Annotated in this window: 27 protein-coding genes; 13 read left to right on the forward strand and 14 right to left on the reverse strand. The window is 41.0% G+C overall.

Annotated elements, in window-relative coordinates:
* Positions 1 to 80: 80 nt before the first annotated feature.
* Positions 81 to 536, forward strand: coding sequence for an NUDIX hydrolase (locus tag CFT42_RS04005; RefSeq protein WP_088809338.1), 456 nt, complete (start codon positions 81 to 83; stop codon positions 534 to 536).
* A gap of 41 nt (positions 537 to 577) precedes the next feature.
* Here CFT42_RS04005 and CFT42_RS04010 read toward each other — a convergent pair whose 3' ends face one another.
* The 8 genes from CFT42_RS04010 to CFT42_RS04045 form a co-directional block, all read right to left on the reverse strand.
* Positions 578 to 928, reverse strand: a complete 351-nt coding sequence (locus CFT42_RS04010; RefSeq protein WP_088809339.1) for a YlbF/YmcA family competence regulator — start codon at positions 926 to 928, stop codon at positions 578 to 580.
* Positions 929 to 991: 63 nt separating this feature from the next.
* On the reverse strand, positions 992 to 2,125 hold the full coding sequence (locus tag CFT42_RS04015) for a DUF445 domain-containing protein (protein WP_088809340.1): 1,134 nt from the start codon (positions 2,123 to 2,125) through the stop codon (positions 992 to 994).
* Positions 2,126 to 2,213: 88 nt separating this feature from the next.
* Positions 2,214 to 3,575: a class II fumarate hydratase gene (gene fumC, locus CFT42_RS04020; protein ID WP_088815423.1), complete on the reverse strand. Its 1,362-nt coding sequence runs from the start codon at positions 3,573 to 3,575 to the stop codon at positions 2,214 to 2,216.
* Between the two features lie 137 nt (positions 3,576 to 3,712).
* Positions 3,713 to 4,414: a PoNe immunity protein domain-containing protein gene (locus CFT42_RS04025; protein WP_159458143.1), complete on the reverse strand. Its 702-nt coding sequence runs from the start codon at positions 4,412 to 4,414 to the stop codon at positions 3,713 to 3,715.
* A 208-nt stretch (positions 4,415 to 4,622) separates the two neighbouring features.
* Positions 4,623 to 5,411, reverse strand: a complete 789-nt coding sequence (locus CFT42_RS04030; protein WP_088815425.1) for an ABC transporter permease — start codon at positions 5,409 to 5,411, stop codon at positions 4,623 to 4,625.
* The gene (locus CFT42_RS04035) at positions 5,408 to 6,313 is read right to left on the reverse strand and encodes an ABC transporter ATP-binding protein (RefSeq protein WP_088809344.1); all 906 of its coding nucleotides are present in this window, start codon (positions 6,311 to 6,313) and stop codon (positions 5,408 to 5,410) included. The genes CFT42_RS04030 and CFT42_RS04035 overlap by 4 nt, the downstream gene beginning before the upstream one ends.
* Positions 6,310 to 6,513 (reverse strand): PLD nuclease N-terminal domain-containing protein, encoded by a 204-nt coding sequence (locus tag CFT42_RS04040; protein ID WP_088809345.1) that lies wholly within the window; start codon positions 6,511 to 6,513, stop codon positions 6,310 to 6,312. Before CFT42_RS04040 ends, CFT42_RS04035 begins: the two co-directional genes overlap by 4 nt.
* A gap of 289 nt (positions 6,514 to 6,802) precedes the next feature.
* Positions 6,803 to 8,944: a transglycosylase domain-containing protein gene (locus CFT42_RS04045; RefSeq protein WP_088809346.1), complete on the reverse strand. Its 2,142-nt coding sequence runs from the start codon at positions 8,942 to 8,944 to the stop codon at positions 6,803 to 6,805.
* Positions 8,945 to 9,199: 255 nt separating this feature from the next.
* On the opposite strand from CFT42_RS04045, the gene CFT42_RS04050 reads away from it, so the two are divergent.
* The 4 genes from CFT42_RS04050 (at position 9,200) to CFT42_RS04065 (ending at position 12,966) form a co-directional block, all read left to right on the forward strand.
* A complete protein-coding gene (locus CFT42_RS04050; RefSeq protein ID WP_088809347.1) occupies positions 9,200 to 9,625 on the forward strand; it encodes a low molecular weight phosphatase family protein in 426 nt (141 codons plus the stop codon).
* 50 nt (positions 9,626 to 9,675) lie between these two features.
* Positions 9,676 to 10,548, forward strand: a complete 873-nt coding sequence (locus CFT42_RS04055; protein WP_088815426.1) for a cation diffusion facilitator family transporter — start codon at positions 9,676 to 9,678, stop codon at positions 10,546 to 10,548.
* Between the two features lie 220 nt (positions 10,549 to 10,768).
* A complete protein-coding gene (locus CFT42_RS04060; RefSeq protein ID WP_088809457.1) occupies positions 10,769 to 12,073 on the forward strand; it encodes a hemolysin family protein in 1,305 nt (434 codons plus the stop codon).
* A 41-nt stretch (positions 12,074 to 12,114) separates the two neighbouring features.
* Positions 12,115 to 12,966, forward strand: coding sequence for an RluA family pseudouridine synthase (locus tag CFT42_RS04065; RefSeq protein WP_088815427.1), 852 nt, complete (start codon positions 12,115 to 12,117; stop codon positions 12,964 to 12,966).
* 8 nt (positions 12,967 to 12,974) lie between these two features.
* Here CFT42_RS04065 and CFT42_RS04070 read toward each other — a convergent pair whose 3' ends face one another.
* Genes CFT42_RS04070 through CFT42_RS04080 form a run of 3 tightly spaced genes read right to left on the reverse strand, consistent with a single transcriptional unit; the run spans position 12,975 to position 14,895 of the window.
* Positions 12,975 to 13,370, reverse strand: a complete 396-nt coding sequence (locus CFT42_RS04070) for a VOC family protein (protein WP_088809350.1) — start codon at positions 13,368 to 13,370, stop codon at positions 12,975 to 12,977.
* Positions 13,367 to 14,035 carry a DNA alkylation repair protein gene (locus tag CFT42_RS04075; RefSeq protein ID WP_088815428.1) on the reverse strand — a complete coding sequence of 223 codons (669 nt, stop codon included), beginning with the start codon at positions 14,033 to 14,035 and terminating at the stop codon, positions 13,367 to 13,369. Before CFT42_RS04075 ends, CFT42_RS04070 begins: the two co-directional genes overlap by 4 nt.
* Positions 14,032 to 14,895 carry an aldo/keto reductase gene (locus tag CFT42_RS04080; RefSeq protein ID WP_088809458.1) on the reverse strand — a complete coding sequence of 288 codons (864 nt, stop codon included), beginning with the start codon at positions 14,893 to 14,895 and terminating at the stop codon, positions 14,032 to 14,034. Before CFT42_RS04080 ends, CFT42_RS04075 begins: the two co-directional genes overlap by 4 nt.
* A gap of 429 nt (positions 14,896 to 15,324) precedes the next feature.
* Between CFT42_RS04080 and CFT42_RS04085 the strand changes: the two genes are divergently transcribed.
* From CFT42_RS04085 to CFT42_RS04095, 3 genes are all read left to right on the forward strand, one after another.
* A complete protein-coding gene (locus CFT42_RS04085) occupies positions 15,325 to 15,945 on the forward strand; it encodes a DUF47 domain-containing protein (protein ID WP_088809352.1) in 621 nt (206 codons plus the stop codon).
* Positions 15,946 to 15,956: 11 nt separating this feature from the next.
* Positions 15,957 to 16,955, forward strand: coding sequence for an inorganic phosphate transporter (locus tag CFT42_RS04090; protein WP_088809353.1), 999 nt, complete (start codon positions 15,957 to 15,959; stop codon positions 16,953 to 16,955).
* An 88-nt stretch (positions 16,956 to 17,043) separates the two neighbouring features.
* On the forward strand, positions 17,044 to 17,550 hold the full coding sequence (locus CFT42_RS04095) for a hypothetical protein (RefSeq protein ID WP_088809354.1): 507 nt from the start codon (positions 17,044 to 17,046) through the stop codon (positions 17,548 to 17,550).
* A 59-nt stretch (positions 17,551 to 17,609) separates the two neighbouring features.
* On the opposite strand, the gene CFT42_RS04100 is transcribed toward CFT42_RS04095, so the two are convergent.
* Positions 17,610 to 17,936 (reverse strand): DUF3592 domain-containing protein, encoded by a 327-nt coding sequence (locus CFT42_RS04100; protein WP_088809355.1) that lies wholly within the window; start codon positions 17,934 to 17,936, stop codon positions 17,610 to 17,612.
* 173 nt (positions 17,937 to 18,109) lie between these two features.
* On the opposite strand from CFT42_RS04100, the gene CFT42_RS04105 reads away from it, so the two are divergent.
* From CFT42_RS04105 to CFT42_RS04115, 3 genes are all read left to right on the forward strand, one after another.
* Positions 18,110 to 19,567: an ABC transporter substrate-binding protein/permease gene (locus CFT42_RS04105; protein ID WP_088815429.1), complete on the forward strand. Its 1,458-nt coding sequence runs from the start codon at positions 18,110 to 18,112 to the stop codon at positions 19,565 to 19,567.
* Positions 19,560 to 20,285, forward strand: a complete 726-nt coding sequence (locus CFT42_RS04110; RefSeq protein ID WP_088809357.1) for an amino acid ABC transporter ATP-binding protein — start codon at positions 19,560 to 19,562, stop codon at positions 20,283 to 20,285. The genes CFT42_RS04105 and CFT42_RS04110 overlap by 8 nt, the downstream gene beginning before the upstream one ends.
* 61 nt (positions 20,286 to 20,346) lie before the next feature.
* A complete protein-coding gene (locus CFT42_RS04115; protein WP_088815430.1) occupies positions 20,347 to 21,495 on the forward strand; it encodes a pyridoxal phosphate-dependent aminotransferase in 1,149 nt (382 codons plus the stop codon).
* Positions 21,496 to 21,540: 45 nt separating this feature from the next.
* Here CFT42_RS04115 and CFT42_RS04120 read toward each other — a convergent pair whose 3' ends face one another.
* Entirely contained in the window at positions 21,541 to 22,182 is a 642-nt protein-coding gene (locus CFT42_RS04120) for an HAD family hydrolase (RefSeq protein ID WP_088809359.1), read from the reverse strand.
* 174 nt (positions 22,183 to 22,356) lie between these two features.
* Between CFT42_RS04120 and CFT42_RS04125 the strand changes: the two genes are divergently transcribed.
* Complete coding sequence (locus tag CFT42_RS04125; protein WP_088815431.1) at positions 22,357 to 23,649, forward strand: NCS2 family permease; 1,293 nt, start codon at positions 22,357 to 22,359, stop codon at positions 23,647 to 23,649.
* Between the two features lie 108 nt (positions 23,650 to 23,757).
* Positions 23,758 to 24,024, forward strand: a complete 267-nt coding sequence (locus CFT42_RS04130; protein WP_088809361.1) for a hypothetical protein — start codon at positions 23,758 to 23,760, stop codon at positions 24,022 to 24,024.
* A 456-nt stretch (positions 24,025 to 24,480) separates the two neighbouring features.
* On the opposite strand, the gene CFT42_RS04140 is transcribed toward CFT42_RS04130, so the two are convergent.
* Entirely contained in the window at positions 24,481 to 24,672 is a 192-nt protein-coding gene (locus CFT42_RS04140; protein WP_088809362.1) for a bZIP transcription factor, read from the reverse strand.
* Positions 24,673 to 24,761 lie beyond the last annotated feature (89 nt).

Consider the following 24,761-nt stretch of genomic DNA (forward strand, 5'->3'; position numbering starts at 1 on the left):
AGTCCTGCCAGAGCCCTATTTTAATCAGCTAAAGTTGTGCTACAATAAACTATAGATTGTTAACGGAAGGGATTGATAATATGGGGAACTGGAACCGTATTTTTTGCACGTATGGCTTATATATTCATGAACAGCATATCCTGGTCGTTATGCGCGAGAATGGCCCGTTTAAGCAAAAATATGATTTGCCGGGTGGAAGTCTTTTGGAGGACGAAATGCTTGATGACGCACTAAAACGTCACCTGAGTATGTATCGCGTTTTCCCCGAAGCGAAAAGAACACTTGGTACATTTGATTTCTTAATCGGTCATGAAATGGACGGAAAACGGCTGCTGCACCAAATTTGTGCGCTTTATTTAGTCGATTTGAATTTTTCTAAAGACACTGTAGTGCCACTTATTTTTGAGGGCGTCAAAGAAGAGCCGCAGAAATATAAGTTGCTCTCATTTGAAAAAATAAACGCGCAGACGGCGTCCCCTATTTTAGTCCAAGCTAAAGAACTGGCTCTTGAACTTGAAGCACAGTCGTTCCTATAAATAGATGAAAACCGCACCAAACACTTGGCGCGGTTTCTTTTTTATTGTTGTACTTCGTATAAATCTTGTAGTGGTGTCATGATAATGCGATTCAAATCGTTAATGATCGTGCTCATCGCTTGTTCTTTTTCCATTAAAGCAATAATCAGTTCGTTTTGTTGCACATCCTCAGCAACTTCTTGTGCAGTTTGAACCGTTTCATCATCAATCGGCTGACCCGTCATTTGTTTTTCTTGAATCGTAACTTGAATTTCACGAAAACGATTGAACTTTGTTTTAGCTTCCTCGTCTGCGTTCACATTTTTGTATGCTTCTTGCAAGCTTTTAAATTCGTTTGTTTCACGAATTCCTTTGTCTAAACCATGTGCTAAATCATAAATATTTTCGCTCATTAGTAAGTCCTCCAAAATAGTTTATTTCTTCTTAACTAACTATAACAAAAGTCTTAACGCTTGTCACACCCAAATCGCTAGAATTCCTTGAATAATTCCGATAAAACCACCTAAAACACCGCCGAGATACGTAATCATTTTTAGCTCGCGTCCCGAAATATCGATTACAATCGCTTCTACCTCTTCTAGGGAAAATGTCTCGATTTGTTTTTCGACAAGGCCTGAAATATCCAGTCGCTTCATCATGTCGGCACTGTGGCTTGCGACAAAATCGAGTACGCGAAGTGTGGCATACGGAATGAGATGCTCCGAAATATGCGTTTCATATTTCCTCAAATTATCCTGAAGTGGCTTATTCAACCATTTCTCCGAACGTAAAAATTGCTCACTTTCATGTTTTATTTGCTGAGTAAATTGCTGCCATTTATCCGCTGCCAAAATGTCATTTAATTTTTGTGAAAATACATGGTCGAGTTCGGTTTCACATAAATTTAAAATCATTTGTTCCGTTTCAGGTTGCGCAAGCATTTTCACCAATTCTTTTTGCGCTTTTTCCGTCAAGGATTCCACATTTAAAACGAGCTTCGCAAAGCTGCCCATTTTGCCATGTTCGGTGAAAAACTTGTTTAACATAGCGGCAATTTGTGCGGCGCCGGCTTCGCTTAAAATGTAGCTTTGAACGCGTTCAGTGCCTATTTTTGTCATATCAGGCAAATGTTTCTTTACACTGTTTTTTAGTTCGGCGGGAACAAATTGCTGCAATGCCACATCCTGTTTTTCTTCCAAAAAGCGGGTTAGCTCTTGTTCGATTTTGTCCGAAACCCAGTGAATGAGCCTTTCCTTCCCGTCTTTAAATCCAGCGAGTTCTGCGAGTTCCTCTGGTGTCGTCCGCAGCGCCATTTTTTCTTCAAATAATTGTTGTACGGTTAGAATAACTTCCTTTTGAAGTGCCTCATCTTCTAGTTTGCGCTGTATCATATCGCCAGTGAGCAAGTGTTCGACAATCACTTCACCTATTTTTTTCGCGAGTTCGTCCCGTCTTTTAGGGATCAATCCCGGTGTAAACGGCACGCGCCATTTTCCGATATATTTCGCCTCAAATGGTCTAAAAAGCATGCGAATCGCAATAAAATTCGTCATCGCTCCAATAAAACCACCTATTAGCGCCATTAACCCAATTGTTACTATAGTTTGCATCTTTGCACCACCCTTTAGAGTGGTTTCATTATACGCGAAAATTCCCCAAGCGACAATGCTTCTCGGGGAATTTCATTCTAAAGTATGATTAAAGGTTCGTCATTTTAAGCGGGTCAATAAAAGCGTCAAACTGCTCTTCTGTTACGTAGCCAGAAGTGACCGCGGCTTCGCGTAATGTCGTGCCATTTTTATGTGCCGCCTTCGCAATTTCTGCGGCTTTCTCGTAGCCGATATGTGGATTTAAGGCTGTCACGAGCATGAGCGAGTTCTTGAGTTTTTCTTGAATGACAGCTTCATTGGCGACAAGCCCCGTTAAACAGTGGATACGGAACGATTTCATACCATCTGTCAGCAAACGTACAGATTCTAAAAAGTTGTCGATAATGACCGGCTTATACACGTTTAATTCCAAGTTCCCTTGGCTGCTCGCCACATTGATTGTTGTATCATTGCCCATCACTTGTGCGGCAACCATTGTAAGCGCCTCACACTGCGTCGGGTTGACTTTCCCCGGCATAATAGAGCTACCGGGCTCGTTTTCTGGAATGCTAATTTCGCCAATTCCACTTCTTGGTCCGCTGGCTAAAAAACGAATGTCGTTTGCTATTTTCATGAGATCAGACGCAAGAGCACGAATGGCGCCATGCACATAATTGATTGGGCTGTGGCTTGAGAGCGCAAAAAACTTATTTTCGTCCGACACAAATGGATTGCCGGTCATCTTGCCAAGCTCGGCTGCGACTTGTTCTCCGAAATCTTTCGATGCATTAATCCCGGTTCCAACGGCGGTGCCACCAATTGCCAGCGCGCGAAGTGAACCGCTACTTTCCTCAATAAAACGTTTGGCATTTTTAATCATCGCCTCATAACCACTAATTTCTTGTCCGAGCGTAAGCGGCGTTGCATCTTGTAAATGCGTCCGCCCGATTTTCACGACTTGCATATAAGCTTCTTTCTTTTCTTTTAAAATAGCTTGAAATTTATCGAGTTCTGGCAAAAGATTTTGATGAATCACCTTATACGCAGCAATGTGCATTGCGGTCGGAAACGTATCGTTTGAGCTTTGCGACATGTTCACATCATCGTTAGGATGCACCTTTGTTCCATTTTCCTCCGAAACAAATGCAATCACTTCATTCACGTTCATATTTGTCTGCGTGCCGCTCCCTGTTTGGAACACAACAAGTGGAAAATGCTCGTCTAGTTCGCCGCTCAAAATGCGGTCACAGGCACGGCCAATTGCTTGCGCTTTCTCCATTTCAAGCTTCCCAGCAGCAGCATTCACATTTGCGCAAGCTTTTTTCAAAAACGCAAAAGCATCAATAATTTCAAGTGGCATTCGTCGCTCACCAATTTTAAAATTTTGCCGACTCCGCTCAGTTTGTGCCCCCCAAAATTTACTCGCATCAACAGAAATCTCACCAAATGAATCCTTTTCAATTCGCTCCACAATCCTCACCTCGAAAATAGTATAGCATATTTAAAAAGAGTCTGAGTCATAAAAATAAGCAAAAAACCGTTTTTAAAGATGGCTTTTTGCTTCTCTATTTTTTTCACGGAACAAATGCTAAGTACGCTCCAGACTCTTCATTGTTCATATTGTACAAAATCATAAGGATAATATTTAATAGTTTGAAATTCCGCATCATTAAGTTGCATAATTTTAGCAACTGCCCCACTTTCATAACTCCAATATCCGTTATAGATAGCATGAGGGCTTTTATGTGAATTATACCAACCAGCATCACGATGACCTTGATACCATTCTTTTTCCACATATTGCTTCAGTAATGTTTCCGCTACCTCTTTTGTGTGAGCTTGCGTCACAGCTTTCAAAGTTTCATATGGTCTAGTGAATGCAAGCTCATTAGTTTTCACCCATGAATTATCTACACTATGAAACATATAATCAATCAGAAAATCATGAAAACCTTCTCTTTGTACTAACTGCTGCAATATTTCAAGCTCTTTAGTCTCCTCTAAGAGTATTCCAAGTGAAACAGCTTGAAGTAATTGTATATAACTTCCAGTTTCTTTATCCCATGTTTTCTCAATTAAATTTACATATCTTGGCAACAATTTATTAATTATTTCTATCGGATCACCAATAGAATATGAACAATTAATTTTTGATGAATAATAGTTTAACAATGAGAGATACGCACTCCTAAAATTTACATTTGTTGAATCTTTGTATTGAATTAAAAGCTCTTCAAACTGATTAATACTTTCATCTAAATAAGCCAATCTTTCTTTAAAATATGTGTTACTTTTCAATTCATCTCGCATAATGCTCTCCTTTATTTCTTGATTCATTTCCTAACAGAATCTAAAGTTTTTTTACCATTTCCTATGTTCCACATTTTGATTCTATATCAACTGGCAATAAAAGTCGATTTGCGGTCTAAGTTACGACGGACAACTTGTTTATCAGTTGCAGCTAAAAAACGCACTCTTCAAATGAAAAGTGCGTTTCTTTATGAATCTATTTGCTCTTTTAATGGTTCTCAACCTGTAATGGTTTTTTTCGCATCACGACAAGCGTTAAAACGAATAGTGCGACTAGATAAATCACCGTAAGGACTAAAGAGACGTAAAACCATTCTAAAACCTTACCACTGGCTAAAAATTCGACCGCGTTTTTGCTTAAATAGGCTGGATTTAGTGCTAGCCATTTTGAGTCTACCGCATTGAGCGCAGTGAAAACAATCGCGAGCACGACAGCGGTACTCGCTACAGCGGCACTGCTTTTGAAGAAGGCACTGGCCAAGATGACAATTCCGACCACGAAACAAAACCAGACAAAATAAATCAAAAAGGCGATGATGACTCGTTTTAAACTTAAATGACCGAATAAAAGAATCGTGTAATAAGCGGATAGCGCGTAGCCAAACAGCAGTGCGCAAAATGCGGTTGCGAGCTGGCTAAGCCATTTCGTGCCAATGTAACTACTGAGTTCAACGGGACGCGTCATAATAAAAGCGAGCATGCCGCTTGTTCTGTCGGCCAAAATAGTGCCCATCGCTGCGACTGCAAAAATGATGATGCCGAGCTGGTCGAATTGCGAAGCGAGCGTTTGACCTAAAATGACTTCTGGCGTCGTGGGGCCCATCATTTGTGTGAGCGCATCTGCGTTTTGAATGCCGCCGACTGCTTTTAGAATTTCTGGTAGGAATTTTACAATAAGCGGCTGCGTTAAGCCAAGAATCGCGAAAACAATTGGCAACCATAATAGCTTTAAGTTGCGTTTCATTTCGAGCCATTCTTTCACAAGTAATGCATTCATTCGCTCACCTTCTTCATAAAAATTTGTTCGAGCGTTTCATGCACATTCATAAAGCGCACCACTTCGACATTCGCTGATGCAAGCGACTGCAACAAAAAAACACTCATTTCCGCTTTATTTTGCACTTCAAACCGGTAAACCGAGCCTTTTTTTTCGGAAAACAAAATGTTTGAGTGTTCGCTTACTTCCGCATACCACGCTGCGTTTTCGCCTAATAGTTCCACTTCAAAAACATTTGTGCTTGCTTCTTTTAAAAGCGTTTCGAGCGGCTTATCAAGTACCACTTCACCTTTTTTGATCATCGTAATATGGTCACAAATTTCAGCGGCATCCGCCAAAATGTGCGTTGAAAACAAAATGGTCGTTTCCGATTTCAATTTCTCAACCAACCGAATGACTTCCATACGTCCAATTGGATCCAGTGCCGAGACTGGCTCGTCCATGACAAGCAATTTCGGGCGATGCAAAATGGCTTGAGCTATGCCTAAACGCTGACGCATGCCGCCTGAAAACCCACTAATTCGTTTGTTTCCTTCTTTTTCCAAACCGACGAGCGCTAAAACTTCCGGAATGCGCACATTTAAATCGGCTTGATTCATTTTGGATAGCTTGCCCATAAAGTTCAGGCATTCTTTCGCCGTCATCCAACCATAAAAATGCGGATACTGCGGCAAGTAGCCAATCAAATTTTTCAAATGCCGAATTGGTTTCCCGTCAAGCAAAATCTCACCGCCATCTGGTTTCAAAATTTGCACCAGCATATTAATTAGTGTCGTTTTCCCAGCACCATTTGGGCCAATCAGTGCGAGGCACGCCCCGTCTGGCACAACTAAATCCACATTTTGAACTGCTTTTTGCGCGCCAAAACGCTTGGACAAATTTTGAATGCGGAGCTCTGTCATTTGAACTCCTCTTTTCTTCCAAAAATAAAGTAAATCACTGGACCAATTGTATTAATAAAACAAATAACGACAAGCCAAATGATGGCATTTTTGCGCACATTCCAGTGTCTAATTAAGTCGACAAGCGCCGTAATAAGTAGAACAAGATTTAAAATTAAGATAGGTAAAATTAAGGCCCAATTAATTCCTGCAAATTCCATATTAAACACTCCTTTTCTGTTATATATATTGTATAACAGATAACACTTCTAGTCAATCACATAAAAAAAGTTGGCGCTAAATGCTCCAACTCAGATTGTAGAAAAACACAAAACAAAACGTAATCCCACTATATTCAGACTGATGACAAATGGTGAGATTCTAGGCAAAGCCGAGTACCGCACCGGAGCGTACTCGAGTACGCGAGGAGCGGAACGGAGGCTTTAACGACGAAGATCGCTGTTTGTCATCAGTCTGAGTTGGAGCTAAATGCTCCAACTCAATTGCTTATTACCACGAACCAATCCAATCTCCGATGCCATCTTTGACTTTCCCGCCGAATTCAACGACTTTGTCAGCGCCTTTTTCGATGGCGTCTCCAGCATCATTTGCTTTTTCTTTGACGGTATTCCAGAAATCATCTTTTTCTGCCGCTTTTTGTTTTTCTTCTTTTTCCTTCGCTTTTGTTTCTTGTGCGGCACTCTTCGTATCAAAATCTTGCGGCGTTTGATAGCGCAATCCGCTCTTCATGACGTAGTGTGCCAAATTAGCAACGCCTTGCGAACTAGTTGTTTTTAAGTAGTGCGCCTCATCCGTTTTATCGAAGCCAATCCAAACAGCGCCTACTAAATCGGGTGTGTACCCGACGAACCACTGGTCTTTCGTTCCACTTGTATCATCAAACGGAACTTGCGTTGACCCCGTTTTCCCGGCCATTTCATATCCTGCAACAGCAGCGTTTGTACCTGTTCCAGTGTTAACAACGTCTAAAAGCATCGAGGTCATTGAATTCGAAGTTTTTTCCGAAATGATGCGTTTTGTTTCTGGTACATGTTCATAGATTGTGTTACCCGCAGGATCGACAATCTTACTAATGATGTAGCCCTTTTCTGGTTTAACGCCCTTGTTCGCAAAGGTTGCGTAAGCTGTTGCCATATCAACTGGTGAAGCACCTTTGCTTAAGCCACCAAGCGCAAGTCCGAGCGTATCATCGCTTTCTTCAAGCGGAATACCAAATTCCTTCGAAGATTTAACACCTTTTTTAATTCCTATTTGATCAAGAAGCCACACAGCAGGCGCATTAATCGATTTAGCGACAGCCTCATACATCGGCACTTCACCTTGATAGTAGCCACCAACATTGGTCGGGGTATAGTTGCCCTCATACGTTGTCTTCTCATCTTGCAGCATGTCGTCTACTTTCCAGCCTGCTTCAAGCGCTGGCACATACACTGCTAAAGGTTTCATTGTGGAACCTGGTTGAGCTTTCATTTGCGTTGCACGGTTAAACCCTCGGAAAGTATGTTCTCCGCGTCCGCCAACTAACGCCCGAATCCCGCCAGTTGCTGGATCCATTAATACCGCACCAGATTGAACAAGCGTCCCGTCTGCCGCATTTTTCGGGAATAAACTGTCATCGCTATACGTTCCTTCAAGCGAAGTCTGATAGTTTTGGTCAAGTTCCGTGTAGATTTTATAACCTTTTTTCATGATTTCATCTTGCGTCACATCGGCTTCATTGACCGCCTCATTAATGACCGCATCAATATACCACGGATATTTATTCGCAAGTGGGTCTTGCGCCTTGTTCGTTAACACAATTTTCGTGTTGCTATACTCTTTATACTGCGCTTCTGTAATTTTTCCATTTTCCTGCATCGCTTTTAAAACCATATTTCTACGGTTCGTTGCTTTGTCTAAATGCTTGTAAGGGTCGTACGCACTAGGCGCCTGAAGTAAACCCGCAATTGTAGCGGCTTCTGGAACGTTTAAATCGGCCGCTGATTTGCCGAAGTATTTTTTAGATGCGTTTTCTACACCCCATTCACCGTTACCAAAGTACGAACGGTTTAAGTACATCTCTAAAATCTCATCTTTCGAATATGTCCGCTCAATTTCACGTGCCATAAACAATTCTTTTGCTTTACGTGTAAACGTCTGTTCTTGGGTTAGCAAAGCATTTTTAGCGAGCTGCTGCGTAATCGTACTTCCTCCGCCGGTTATCCCACCAGTTGAAACGAGTCCAGCTGCAGAACGCATTATCCCTTTTATATCAAAACCATTATGCTCATAAAATTTGCGATCTTCAATGGAAACAACTGCGTCTTGTAAGTTTTGGGAAATTTTATCAATTTTAACAAACGTCGCATCAGTAGACGAAAGTTCCCCTGCTTTGTCCCCGTCCTTATCATAAATAATCGTAGCTGTTTCAAGTCCCTTTTTAAGCGCGTCAATATCTGCTGATTTGGCCACAATCGTCAAGTATACAATAAATCCTAATACCGCTAATAAAACTGCTAAAATAATAATTTTAATTACATGACGATTTCTCAAAAAGCGCCTAAATTTGCGCCATCCAATGCCAATCCATTTCCAGATAAAGCTGAAAAATTGTTTGAAATACTTCACAATCAGCTGCTTAAAATTTTCCAAATTTATCTCCTAGCTTTCTCTAATTAGTTTTCTCCGCACATATAAAAATACACGGGAATATGATTATTTTACGCTAAATCCGAATTTTTTTCTACCTTCTTAAGTCTTATTTTTAGTCAAAGTAAACACTTGCCATAACATTGTCACAATTCCTCTAAAACTTTTCCTATAAATCATGTTTCTAAACGCGAAAAAGGGGTACTTTTACAATATTGCTAGATTATTTTTCAGACTGATGTAGAAAGGATTTGGAATATGACTCACAAGCTTATTTATTTTTTGTCACAATCGCATATTCGTAGCAGCATTGCGCTTGCTTGGGCAAAGAAACTACCGCTTCGTGATGTCACTTTCATCAGCGGCTCTTGGTCAAAAGCGCGGGAAACTTCTTTTGTAAATGATGTGCTTCATGAATTTTCAATGGAAGCTCCAAACAGTTTTTCTTACACGCCTAGTCAAAAATTGCTTGAGGATGCAGATTTAATTGTGACGATTTACGATTCTACAAATGAATTAGCACCGAATTTCCCAGATGCGTTTAACAAAAAAATCGTTTACTGGGATATTGAAGACCCCGAACACATCAATGAATTACCAGCAAAGTGGGCGCACTACCAAGAAGTGTGTGACACGATCGCACTTTCGGTAAAACAATTAAAAAAAGCTTTTATAGAAGTTTAGCTCTCCGAATTTTTTCGGAGAGATTTTTGTAATGAAATGAGGAATGAAAAGTGGAAGCCTATCAAGATATTAAAAAAGCAGAAAAAGCCGCTTTCCTAAGCATGTTTGCCTACATCTTTGTCGCCGCGCTAAAAGTAACAGTTGGACTTATTGGGCATTCTGACGCTCTTTTTGCAGACGGCTTAAACAACACAACCGATGTTATCGCCATTATCGCCCTATTAATTGGCCTTCGAATTTCGCGTATTCCGCCGGACAAAGACCACGCCTATGGCCATCGCCGAACCGAAACCATCAGCTCACTAGTTGCCTCTTTTATCATGCTACTCGTCAGCTTACAAGTTGTCTTTGAATCCATCGTCAACTTAATTCAAAAAAATTACGGCACACCGAGCATGCTCACTGCCATTGTAGCCTTCTTTTCTGGCGTGTTTATGTATATCATTTATCTTTTTAACATTCGGCTTTCGAAAAAAATCGACAGTCAAGCCATTCGTGCTGCCGCATATGATAATCGTTCCGACGCTTGGGTCAGCTTTGGGGCTTGTCTTGGGATTTTAGGCGCCATCATTGGGGTGCCGTGGCTTGATGCGGTCACCGCCCTTCTTGTCGGCGTTCTCATCGGCTACACCGCCGTCAAAATTTTCTTTGATGCCGCGCATAGTTTGACAGACGGATTCGATGTCTCCAAACTGGAAGAAATCCACAAGCTAATTGCGGGCGTGGACGATGTCAAAGAGGTGAAGGATATTAAAGCACGTTTTAACGGTAATCGTATTTGGATTGACGCAACTATCTCGGTTGATGCGGCGCTAAATGTAACCGAAAGTCACGCCATTACCGAGCGCATCGAAAGCGTGATTCGTACGGAATTTCCAAATGCTTACACGCTTGTACATATCGAGCCTTTTTCTAAAGAATAAATTCGTTGTTTTCTTTTGGAAAGTCCATTATAATTTGAGTATGTATAGCTTTTTAAGGTTGGGAGGGAATATACCGATGGGGCAGAGAAACTAAATCAATTTATGCAGGGCGATGCTTCTAGTATTTCCTCTTGGGAACTAAGCTCACACCTGCTTTCATAAAAAAACAGATACCATAGGAGGTGTTAGCCATTTATAGTGTTCTATAGATGGCATGCGATTGATATTAACGATTAAGTTTTTAATTATTGCATTTTTAATTGCAGTTTCCGCCTTTTTCGTGGCGACAGAATTTGCAATTGTGAAAATGCGACCGAGTAGGCTAGACCAGCTTATTTCAGAAGGAAACAAGCGTGCTAAACTGGCACGATACATTTATAACCATTTAAATGCGTACTTATCTGCCTGCCAGCTTGGGATTACGATTAGTTCGCTAGGTCTTGGTTGGCTCGGTGAATCTACGGTTGAGGCGGCCTTACATCCACTCTTCGACATGCTTGCCATTCCGAGTTCGGCTGTAACGATTCTTTCCTTTGTGATTGCTTTTGTATTCATCACCTTTTTACATGTGGTCGTTGGGGAGCTTGTACCAAAAACGCTCGCTATCGATAAAACAGAAGCTGTCGCACTTACAGTTGCGAGACCGCTACATTATTTTTATAAAATCATGTTCCCGTTCATTTGGTTGCTCAATGAATCTTCTGTTCTAATCTCGAAATTGTTTGGCTTGGAGCCAGCTAGTGAGCATGAAATTGCCCACACGGAAGAAGAACTGCGCATCATTGTTGGCGAAAGCTACAAGAGCGGCGAAATTAACCAGTCGGAATTTCGTTATGTAAATAAAATTTTCGATTTTGATGAACGAATGGCAAAAGAAATTATGATTCCGCGTACGGAAATTGTGACCGTTGATTCCGGCTCTGATATTTCTGGTCTTTCTGACATCATGAAAAACGAGCGCTACACGCGTTATCCTGTCATTGACGGTGATAAAGATCATATTATCGGGGTTTTAAACTTGAAGGAAATCTTGTCGGCTTACGTCGAACATGAATCAAGTAAGCCGTTTCCAATTGACCCGTTTGTAAAACCAATTATTCGTGTTATTGAAACGATTCCCATTAAGGAACTTTTAATTCGCATGCAAAAAGAGCGTTCACATATTGCCATTCTTTTAGATGAGTACGGCGGCACATCTGGCCTTGTCACGGTAGAAGATATTGTCGAGGAAATCGTTGGTGATATTCGCGATGAATTCGATGCAGATGAAATTCCAGAAATCAGAAAAATTAAAGATGGGCATTTTATCGTGGACGCAAAACTCTTGATTGACGAAGTAAATAATATTTTAGGTACGGATCTCGCGGAAGATGAAGTCGACACAATTGGTGGTTGGTTCTTAACGCAAAACTACGAAGTCGAAGTCGGAGACGAAATTGAATATGGCGGATTTATTTTCCGCGTAAAAGAGGCAGAACCGCATCATATCGAGTACTTAGAAATCTTTAAAAAACTGGAAGAATAGGCCACGTGCTTATTCTTTCTTCTTTTGTAGGAGGGATTACTGTGGAAATTCAAATTTTGCCGAGCTGGGACGGGCTGACGCTTGCAGAAGTGCTAAAAGAGCTTTTTCATCTTGGGAAAAAGGCGCGCCATGAGTTGCGTATGGCAGGAAATGTGCTGCTTAATGGGGTTTTGATAGACTTCGACAAACCGCTCGTTTCTGGCGGCATTTTGACCTTGCCCACGCAAGACAAGCCGATTCATGCGACTAAAGCACCGCTTGATGTGGTCTTTGAAGATGCGCATCTGCTTGTTGTGAACAAAGCGGCTGGCGTGAAAACTCATCCGAATGCGCCAAGTGAAACGGATACGCTTGCAAATCACGTTCAATTCTACTTGGATAAAACGCGTGGCGGCACCGCTTTGCCTGTCCATCGCCTCGATCAAACGACATCCGGGCTCATCCTTTTCGCGAAACATTCGCTCAGCCTAGCTGCCCTTTCGTATAAACTCGAAATGCGGCAAATTAAACGTGAATATTTAGCTGTCCTAGGCGGCGTTTTAAACGGTGACTGCATCATCAACCAGCCCATCGGAAATGACCGCCACCAGTCTGGCAAAAAACGTGTGAGTCCAAACGGGCAAGCTGCCGAAACGCACATTCACGTTTTAAGCGCCGACAAAACAGCAGGTGTCACGCTCGTCCGCTGCACGCTTAAAACTGGCCGCACCCATCAAATTCGTGTCCACACGTCCAGTATCCACCACCCAATTGTTGGCGACACACTTTACGGTGGTTCAAAGCGCGCAAGACGTGTCTTGCTGCACGCCGAACGGCTCCACCTCACCCACCCGTTCACCGAAGAAAAAATGACATTTGAAGTGTCCCCCGGGCGCGATTGGGTATACAAATAGCAGTAGCCTCACCGGCTACCGCTATTTGTTATCTCGACTTTCATACCGTCTGGGTCTTCAAAAAAGACTGCGTAATAATCGGCTCCTGCCGCATATGGATAACGCTCATCGTAAAGCAATTTTACCCCGCGCTCACGCAAAGTTGACCGCCATTCATCGATTTTTGCGCGCGACGCCTCATAAAACGCCAAGTGATTTAAACCAATTCGCGCCCTGTGGTACCCAAAAGGCAAAAATGGCTCCTCCGCCTGCACAAAGACGATGTAACAATCTGAATCTGAGTAGCTAAAACCTTTCTCCCACTGGGAAAAAAGCGAGTAGCCAAGTTTTTCCAACACAAACGACCAAAATTCCCGCGACGCCTCTAAATCCCCCACGTAAAGTTCCACATGATGCAACTTCATAGCGTGTCCTTAAAATGCTTCAGCGCTTCTCGTTTACTAAGCGGCGCAAGGTTCGCACGAAGTACATATTGTTTCACCTTGTCAGGTTCCGTTTTGGCATACTCGCGGAGCGCCCAGCCAATTGCTTTTTGAATAAAAAATTCCTTGGAATGACGCCACTGATCGCAATTTCCAAAAAGAATCGCTTCATTCGTCTTTTCTTTATACTTCAGTTGAAATAAAATCGCGGTTCTAACAAGCCACATGTTGTCGCCCGTCACCCATTTATGATTGTAAGGCGCCATTTGTTCGGGATATTTCAAAAAATAGTGACCAACAAGCGTGCTAGCTAGCAAATCAACCGTATCCCACCAAGATTTTTCTTGAATGAGCTTCTCATAAACAGAAATCACATTTTCATCTACTTTTTTCATGTAGCGAATCAATAAATCAATCGCCACGTATTGGTATTCCCGGTAAGGTTCGCGGTATAGTTTTTCTGCCAACAATTCGAGATTTTCGGGAGCACCGTTTATCTTTACATAGTCGCGTACAAATTCCTTGCGCGGACCAGCTTTTATCCCCAAAAAAGCGAACTGATTTTTCATATAGGCTTCCATTTTGGGCTGATTCTCCGCATTGGCAAGTTTTTGTAACGCGTCTTTGATTTTTTGCAAGTCGCTCATGCGTCCTTATCTCCTGATTCAATGAATTCCCGCTCGCGCTCCACACTGTTCAAAAAGTAGTCCAAGTCGTCCGGGTCAGGACCAACATATGTCCCCGTTTCCAACTTATTTAATTTCCGCATATCTTCATTGTCCAATTTAAAATACGCCAAATTGGCATTTTCACGTATTCTACTTGACGTAATCGATTTCGGGATAATAATCGTATCTCGATTTAAATGCCACTGCAAAATCACCTGATCCACAAACGCCCCGTGCTTTTTCGCGATATCGACAATAACCGGATGCTGCATCAGCGTCCCTTTCGCAAGCGGCGACCATGCGGCATGCGCAATATCATGTTTCTTCAAAAATTCGCGCAGCTCATTTTGCGGCAGTAGCGGGTGCGTTTCCACTTGGTTTAAAACGGGTTTCTCTTGTGCCACTTGGAATAATTTTTCGAGGTGATGCTGTTTAAAATTCGCGACCCCAATTGATTTCACAGCCCCCTCGCGCAGTAGGCGTTCGAAAGCCCGCCACGTATCGAGATATTTCCCCGCAATCGGCCAATGAATTAAATATAAATCTAAATAGTCCAGCTTTAAATTTTGAAGTGTGCGTTCAAACGCAAAAAGTGTTTCGTCATAACCTTGATTGCCATTCCAAATTTTCGAACTAATAAAAAGTTCGTCTCGTTCTACGTCACACGCATGAATCGCATTACCAACTTGTTTCTCATTATTATAAACAGCTGCCGTATCAAATAAACGGTAGCCGCATTCAATTGCCTGCATAACAGCTTGCATAATATAATTGGGTTCGCTCATCTGAAAAACACCTAAGCCAATGTATGGAATTTGTTCCCCGTTTGTAAGCATCATTTTGTCCTTTAAAGTCTTCACTTTGACAAACCTCCTTTAGCTATCCAAAAAAGATTCTACATAATACTCCCAGTATACCGAAATTATTCTTTTCTTCCCACTAAAAAGGATAATTTCATGAGCTAATTTTGTGTCAGCAATCATCCGAAAGAAATGAACTTAAAAAAATTTATTTCTTAGTTAAAGCTACGCAACGTTTTATTTTTGGCAATGGAAGCGTTTACGACCGATTTATGTAACTTTATACTTAAAAAAAAGTTACTATTTAGAGCATCAATATGTTAGTATTAACATGTGGTAAATTTCAAGTAAAAGTTTTTTATTTTTTTGTAAGCAAATTGTAAAGAGAGAACCCTTCCTGTTCTAACTTGAAGGGCAACTTAAAATGACCAAAATGACTTACTAAAAAGATCGGGGGAATTGAAAAAAATGGCTTTTAAAAACAAAAAAGACCGTTTTGCATCTTTGCTTCATGATATTGCAGTAAATTTGCATGAAGGCGCCAACTTTTTTGCATCTTACAACATCAATTCAGTGGAGGACTTGCATACTTTCTCAGATAAAATGAAAGAGTATGAAACAACTGGTGATACAATGGTCCATAAAATGATTATGGAACTAAACGATGCTTTTATCACGCCAATCGAACGTGAAGATATGCTTGAGCTTACCAATCGTCTAGACGATGTTATGGACGGCCTTGAGCAAACAGCTTTTTCACTTGAAATCTGTCAAATCACGCATTATGACGACTATATGCTTAAATTCATTGAAGCTATTCAAAAAAGTACGGTTGAAATCGAAAAAGCAGTAGATTTAGTTTTCGATAAGAAACTTAAAGACGTACGCAAGCTTGCGATTCAAATTAAAGATTATGAGTCTCAGTGCGATGAAGTTTACCGCGAATCATTAATTAAGCTTTTCCAAGAAGAAACCGATGCGGTTAAAATCATCCGCAAAAAAGAAGTTTATGAAAACCTAGAAGAAATCGCTGACAACTGTCAAAGCGTTGCAAACACGCTTGAATCAATTGTCATGAAAAACGCGTAAGGAGCAACCAGATGGAAGGAATGTTACTAATTACCGTAGTCATCGTACTGGCCGCGCTTGCATTTGACCTGATTAACGGGTTTCATGATACAGCCAACGCCATTGCGACGAGTGTTTCCACAAAGGCTCTTAAGCCCAAACATGCAATTGTTTTAGCTGCTGTTATGAACTTTGTCGGGGCAATCTCCTTTACTGGTGTTGCCAAAACGATTACGAAAGACATCGTAGATCCATTTAGCGTGCCGCACGGCGAAATTGTAATCTTAGCCGCACTTTTAGCCGCTATCTTCTGGAACCTACTTACTTGGTACTATGGTATTCCAAGTAGTTCTTCGCATGCTTTAATCGGTTCCATTGCAGGAGCTGCGATTGCTTCCGCAGGATTTTCTGCCATTGAATACGGTGGGTTTTCCAAAATATTGATTGGTCTTATCGCTTCTCCGTTCCTAGCTTTTGCTGTCGGGTATACGCTCTACACTTTATTTAAGATTTTCTTGAAAAACTTAAATTTAGCCGCGACAAATCGCCGCTTCCGAATGATTCAGGTCGGAACAGCAGCCCTCCAGTCTTATACGCACGGAACAAATGATGCACAAAAATCAATGGGTATTATTACAATGGCGCTCATCGCAAATGGATTCCAATCCGATGATGAGGTGCAATTATGGGTACAGGTTGCCTGTGCAGTTGCCATGGCTGTTGGAACAAGTATTGGTGGTTGGAAAATCATCAAAACCGTTGGTGGTAAAATTATGAAAATCAAGCCAGTAAACGGGGTTGCAGCTGACCTCGGTTCTGTTATCGTTATTTTCGGCGCTACTTTCATTCATTTACCAGTCAGCACTACGCACGTTATCAGCTCGTCTATTCTTGGCGTTGGTACCGCGCATCGCGTAAAAGGGGTCAAATGGGATACCGCACAACGTATGATTATTACTTGGATTATCACACTCCCAATTTCCGCTGTTATTGCAGCGCTAGCCTTTTTCATTTTACGTTTATTCTTATAAAACTGTTCAAACCATTACCGCTTCTGGTAGTGGTTTTTTTGTTTTAAAAAAGGGAATACGTATACAAAATAAGGAAAGGAGTTTTTTGATGTCCAGGTTTTATTATGAAAAGCCACTTTATGTCGCTAAAAATCGACCCATTGAGGTGAAAAACGAAAAAGATGAAAGCATCGGGCAACTTGTCAAACTTGCTTCCAAAATTGCTTTTTCTAAAAATCATGATATTTTCGCCTATACATCTACAATGGATCAAGAGCTCAGCTCGATTACCCTCGAAATTGGTTGGCTTGGTAAAGACGGAGCTTCTATCGTCTATCATGATAAGCAAAACAAAAAGGCCATTTCTTTTGTAGAAAAAGACCTTCCTAATTATCCCCTACATATTATTTCTACGGACGGCGAGTTTCCAATTGAGATTATTCAAAAGCAAAAGGATGCTCCGATTATTATTTTATTCCACGGACAAGAAAGTGCAGTCATTACGGAAAATGAAAATGATGTCACTTTTGACTTTTTATCCGACAATACGAATATCCCCGATAATTTTTTCTTCCTCGGATATTTTATCCAGAAATTGATGAAGGAAGAATTTTGACTGTAGACAACTAATCTTGTCTATAGTTTTTTTATGAGCAAAACATTTTCCTTCCTCATTCATTGACCTAAACAAACTGACGGTGTCCAATTTGAATAGAGCACTGAAATTGTATTTCCAACGTAATAATAATCAGCTTCATACACATCAACAGTTTCCCTAAAACTTGTTTGAATTTCTTCCTGATTGTCTGTTTTATATGTGACATATATTTTATAAACGTTTCCAGAATTCGTTTTTTCGAACGTTCTTTTCACTTGAGTAATTTCGGCTGTCGTTTCTGTGTTGTTCAAATACACATAGATTATCTTAAGAAATCCTGATAGCCAAAGAATGACCAATACAATGCCAAAAATAATTAAAATCTTTAAAAATCTTTTCTTCATCGTTCTAAGCTCCCTTATGTTACAACAAAACTTCTGTATCGCTTTCAATATACCTTACCCGTAGTAAAATAGCAATTTAAGTTTCAAGTGCTAAATTTTCAAAAAAACATTGCATATTTAAACATATTGATGTATTATTATTACATCAATGATACAAAAAAGGAGTTATGCACATGGCACAGAAAAATATCTTGCAGAAGCTCGCAGTTATTGGACTTATTTTTCTTTTCATTTTTTCAAGTTTCATTCCTGCACATGCAGCTTCCGACAATTCTTTGCAAGCAATTAAAGATAAAGGGACGCTTGTTGTTGGCTTATCTGCTGACTATCCACCTTATGAATTCCACCAAACAATTAACGGAAAAGATAAAACGGTTGGTTTCGATATTAGTATCGCGCAAAAAATTGCGGACGATATGGATGTTCAACTTGATATTAAAGAGATGGGCTTTGATAGCCTCCTAGGCGCCTTAAAAACCGGGAAAATTGATTTAATCATTTCAGGCATGTCGCCTACACCAGAACGTTTAAAGGAAGTCGATTTCTCGAATCCGTATATGACCGTACAACAAAAAGTGATTGTTCGAAAATCGGATGTAAATAAATTTACGTCCACACAAGACTTTAACGGCAAGAAAGTTGGGGCGCAGAAGCAGACGACACAGGAAGAGCTGGCTCAAAACGAGCTGACGGGATCTTCGGTCGTTTCACTTCAAAAAGTACCTGACCTGATTTTAAACTTAAAGAGTAATAAAGTAGACGGTGTTGTGCTTGAGGGGCCTGTTGCTGATGCTTATGTTAGTCAAGATAAGGCGCTTGCCATTTCTGATATTACATTTGTAAATGGCGAAAAAGAAACAGCTATTGCGATGCAAAAAGGGGCAACCTCGCTCAAAGATCAAGTAAACTCATCTATTAAAACGATTAAAGATGAGGGGCTTTTGAAAGACTATCAAAAAGAAGCGAATGAGCTAATGTTCCAAAAAGGTGGTTTTTTTGAGCAGTATGGTAGTTATTTTGTAAAAGGAACACTTTATACGATTGCGCTCGCTGCGATTGGCGTGTTTTTCGGTGCTATCTTTGGTGCTTTCCTTGCTCTCCTCAAACTAGCGAAAACAAGATGGTTGCGCTGGCCGGCGACTTGGTACATCGAATTTGTTCGTGGTACCCCACTACTCGTGCAAATTTTCATCGTTTTCTTCGGCACACAAGTTTTCGGGCTGAATTTATCTGCTTTTGCATCAGGTTGCATCGCGCTATCTTTAAACAGCGCCGCATATGTAGCAGAAATTATTCGTGCTGGTATTTCGGCCGTGAATAAAGGTCAGATGGAGGCGGCTCGCTCGCTTGGCATGACACAAGGTGCAGCAATGCGTTACATCATTCTTCCGCAGGCGATTAAAAATATCCTCCCTGCGCTTGGAAATAAATTCGTAACAGTTATTAAAGAATCTTCCGTTGTTTCCATCATCGGCGTAAGCGAGCTGATGTTTATGACAGGTGTTGTTCAAGGCGCAAGCTTCAAGCCATTTATTCCGCTTATCATCACATCGCTCATCTACTTTGTTTTAACGTTCAGCTTATCAAGACTGCTAGGCGTTGCTGAAAGGAGAATGAAAACAAGTGATTAAAGTCAATGATTTACACAAATATTTTGGGAAAAATGAGGTTCTAAAAGGAATTGATTTAGACATTCAAGCCGGAGAAGTGGTGGTGGTCATTGGCCCCTCTGGAAGCGGCAAAAGTACTTTCCTACGCTGTTTAAATTTACTAGAAACACCGACAAGCGGTGAAATTTTATTCGAAGGCAAAAATTTGCTTGCCAAGGGTACGGATATCAACAGCTTACGCCAAAGAATGGGCATGGTCTTTCAAAACTTCAATTTATTTCCACATAAAACGGTACTTGAGAATTTAATGCTTGCTCCTCTGAAGGTCAAGCAAGAGAACGCCGACAAAGCGAAAACACACGCGACTCAGCTTTTAACCAAAGTGGGGTTAGCAGAAAAAGCATCAAGTTATCCGTCAAGTTTATCTGGCGGTCAACAGCAACGTGTGGCTATCGCTAGAGCGCTCGCGATGAATCCCGATGTGATGCTGTTTGATGAACCTACTTCCGCGCTTGATCCAGAAATGGTCGGCGAGGTGCTAAGCGTCATGAAATCTCTTGCGAAAGAGGGCATGACGATGGTGGTTGTCACACATGAAATGGGCTTTGCTCGTGAAGTGGCTGACCGTGTCGTCTTTATGGACGCTGGTGTTGTTCAAGAAATGGGCACACCGGAAGAAATTTTCGGCAATCCGCAAAATGAACGGACGAAAGATTTTCTAGGAAAAGTTTTAGCTTAATGCTACAATACAAGAAAAAGGGATGCTCCGTGCGTTCCTTTTTCGTTAGGGAGATGACATAATGGATAAAAGTTTTATTAGTGCGAAATGGCAGGAAACGCCTGTTAATATTTTAGCGGATATTGGGACGCTTGCGAAAACAACGCCAAACATTTTGGACCTTTCCATTGGGGATCCGGATTTAATTACGAATCAGAAAATCATTGAGGCGGCTTTCAAAGACGTTACAGCGGGGCATACGAAATACACGGAATCAGGCGGCGATGTCGAGTTGATTGACGCCATTCGTGATTTTTTCAAGCGTACATATGAACTTTCTTTTGAGCGAAATCAAGTTCGGGCAACTGTTGGCGCTTTGCACGGCATGTATTTGGCGCTACAAGTCATTATAAATCCAGGCGACGAAGTTATCATTCATGAACCTTATTTTTCGCCGTATAAAGATCAGGTTTTGGCAGCTGGTGGCGTGCCGGTCATCATTCCTACTTTTGAAAAAGATGATTTTATGATTCATACGGACATTTTAAAGGCGGCCATCACGGATAAAACGAAGGCGCTTATTTTAAATTCGCCGAACAATCCAACTGGCGCGGTTTTTTCACTTGAAACGCTTGAGAAAATCGCGGAGCTTGCTAAGAAACATCATTTTTATATTCTTTCTGACGAAGTGTACGACGGTTTTAGTTTTTATGAGCCTTTTATTCCGATGGCGCGTCTTGCGCCGGAAAACACGATTACGTTCGGCAGCATGTCGAAAAACTTTGCGATGACAGGCTGGCGGCTTGGTTACATGGTTGCGCCGAGCTATATTAATGAGGCAGCCAAGCTTGTAAACGAGGGCATCACCTACTCTGCCCCAACTCCTTCACAGCGTGCGGCTATTTACGCTTTAAATCATGCGGAAGAACTTATCCCAGAGGTAAGTAAAGTCTTTCAGGAACGCCTGGAATACGTCGCAAAACGCGTCAAAGAAATTCCCTATTTATCACTTCATCCTGTGAAAGGTTCGATTTACGCTTTTCTAAATATCACGAAAACAGGCATGGATTCTGTAACTTTTAGTGAATATCTGTTGAAAAAAACGCAAGTTCTCGTTATCCCGGGACGCGCATTTGGCGATGGCGGCGACAATTATGTCCGACTAGCGGCAACTCAAGACTTAAAAACACTAGAAGAAGCTTTCGACCGACTGGCGGGGCTTGAATTTTAGATTTGTAAAATTAGATAAAGATAAGCCATACGCTTGGCGTATGGCTTATTTGAATACTTCTGTTAATGGAATTGCTTCAAAGTTGGGATAGATTTTGACGTCTGCGGGGAATTTGATGCCGCTTGTTGCTTCATTTGGGACAACGATAACTTGGATGCCGGCTTCTTTTGCGGCTAGCGTACCGTTTAAGGAATCCTCAACGGCAAAAGTGCGTTCAATTCCCGCCCCCAGTTCTTCGATTGCCTTTATGTAAAGTTCAGGATGCGGTTTTATGTTTGTAACATCATCGGCTGTTTGGATGCTAGAAAAATGTTTCAACAACTCAAATTTTTCTAAAACAGGAATGACCCAATCGCGACCAGAACTGGTTGCTAAGCCAATTTTAAAATTATTTTGAACGGCGTAATTAAAAATATGTAGGAAGCCTTCCCGAAGTTCTAATTCATCTACACCTCCGTGTAAACGTTCCGCAATATGGGCTGTAAATTTTTCGACATTAAACCGCCCGGCTGTTTTTTCCAATAAGTATTCATGTAATGGTTCTTCTGATGTTCCAATTATCGCTTGATAAATATGCGCAGGAATTGTAATATCGTAATTTTCTTTGACATAGCGCATGGTTTCTTCATGCCATAAATTTTCGGTATCAATCATCGTACCATCAAAATCAAATATAATCGCCTTCAAATTGCGCCCTCCTTCTTTTTGTAATCCTTTTCATTGTATCATAATTCACTTTTTGACGGTAGCGCGAAAAAATTGCCAAGCCGCACTTGCTTTTTAACTAAAAAACGAATATTATTGTATGTGTAATAGTTATTGTTCGTAAATAACATTAATTAAAGGGAGTGTCACTATTTTATGTTTCAATTAAAAGCAAACGGAACCGATGCTAGAACAGAAATCATCTCCGGATTTACAACTTTCTTAACGATGGTATACATTATCGTCGTGAACCCAGCGATTTTATCTGCAGCAGGCGTGCCGTTTAACACAGTGTTTATGGCCACAATCATTTCCGCTGTTGTAGGTACCCTATGGATGGCATTATTCGCCAACTACCCAATCGCTATCGCACCTGGCCTCGGAATGAATGCTTATTTCGTCACTGTTGTCACCACTCAAAAACTCGATTATTCAGTAGCTTTCGCGGCCGTTTTTGTCGCGGGACTTATTTTCTTACTGCTCTCATTAACACCGTTTCGGGAGAAAATCATCACGGCTATTCCGCATAATCTAAAAGCTGGTATCACCGCCGGAATTGGCTTGTTCATTGCATTTCTTGGCTTCCGAATGACCGGCATCATCGTACAAAACGATTCAAACTTGGTCGGCCTAGGAAACCTACACTCGCCAGAAGCACTGCTTGCCATTGCAGGTCTACTTATCACGTTAATCTTCCTGGCTCTAAATGTAAAAGGCGCTTTATTCATCGGTATGATTGCCACAGGTATCATCGCCTTTTTCACCGGCGAACTAAAATTCACAGATGGCTTCGTAAAATTGCCGCCAATGCCTGAATTTGTATTTACAAACCCGCTTAACGCATTTTCAGATGTTATCACACACAGTTTATACGCTGTCATTTTATCATTTTTACTTATTACCATTTTCGATACGACTGGCACAATGATTGGCGTAGCCAAGCGAGCAGGCCTAATGAAAGGCGAATCATTGCCGAATGCCAAACAAGCTCTAATGGCGGATGCGGTCGCAACTACAGTCGGCTCTGTTTTTGGAACAACCCCTACGAGCGCTTATATTGAGTCCACAGCAGGTGTGGCAACTGGCGGACGAACCGGCTTGACGACGCTAACGGTTTCGATTCTGTTCGTCATCTCAGCCTTTTTCGCACCACTAGTTGGCGCTGTTTCCGGCATCTCAGCCATTACAGCTCCCGCTCTTATCATCGTTGGAAGCATGATGATTGGCGCTGTTAGAGAAATTGATTGGGATACGCTTGACGAGGCATTCCCAGCATTCCTAGTCATTCTAGCGATGCCACTAACTTCAAGCATTGCAATCGGACTTGCGTTTGGTTTCATTTCTTATCCAATCCTAAAAATATTTACTGGTAAATGGCGTGAGCTTAACGTATTCCTCATTGTTATCGCCGTACTATTCTTCATTTTAGTCGCCTTCTTACCACATTAATGCCAAAAGCCAGAAGTTTCCTCCGAGACTTTTGGCTTTTTTTACTAGACAAAAAAAGCTACGTTTGCTATAAAGAAAGTAATCTTAATTTAGAAAAGGATGACTACTTTGTACTTAAAATCATTTTTAGCCGGCATCGGTTTAGCATTTCTTATCTTTTTATCTAGCTTCATCTTACCAAATTACACGCTTTCGACCTTATTTTCATTTATCGCTGCGCTACTCGTGTTCGCCTCTATTTTCTGTTCTGCTTTCGTCTCTTTAGGTGGCCGCGCTGGCAATCCAAATCGAAAAAAACAAATGCAGTGGAGCATCATGTTCGCCATTGCGGCAGTCCCAAATTTCATTGGTTTTATTATTAGCTATTATTTTTAAAGAGAGGAAGTCATACTTCTTCTTTTTTTATGGCAAAAAAAATACGCTGAATAGAAATTCAGCGTCGCCATCATGTTCATCAGTCTATGCATAACGGGATGAGGCATAAACAGAACTACACGGCAAATGAGATGAATGAAAACAAATAATGGTTCGGTGTCAAAACAGACGATTAACAAACGTTAATCTATTGGAAGATGGATACACCGAAAGCCACTATAACCATGATAGGGTCTTATCCCCATGAAAACAAAATATACAATTTCGCTTTCATCAGGATAAAACTCTATACTTTATATTGTACTATTCTTCTCAAAAAAAGCAAGGGAACAAACTGTGGAAAATTTGTGACCAATTAGAATAATTCTTTTAAAAAAATAGCACCTTTATACATAATATCTAAAAATGACAAAAAAATCGAGTAAAAACCCTTATATTTTTTACAAAATTTTTTCATCAATCCAAAATAGTAATAAGAACACCGCCAATAATGGCTATAATGGGAATTAAAACCCACACTTGTCCGCCTAGCAAACCCCTACTTTCATTCGGATGACTTTCCAGCTCATGGACTTGTTTTTTCAATTCAAAAATTTCAAGCTCTAAATCTTGAACCTTATCTTCTAGCTCGTATAAACGCTCTTCCATGAAAAATCCCTCCTACTTAACTAGATACTTTCATTATAAACAAAAAAACTCTTCACTAAATCCATCTATAGGCTGATTTATTCGCTTTA

It is taken from the genome of Listeria goaensis (assembly GCF_900186125.1).
Classification (GTDB): Bacteria; Bacillota; Bacilli; order Lactobacillales; family Listeriaceae; genus Listeria; species Listeria goaensis.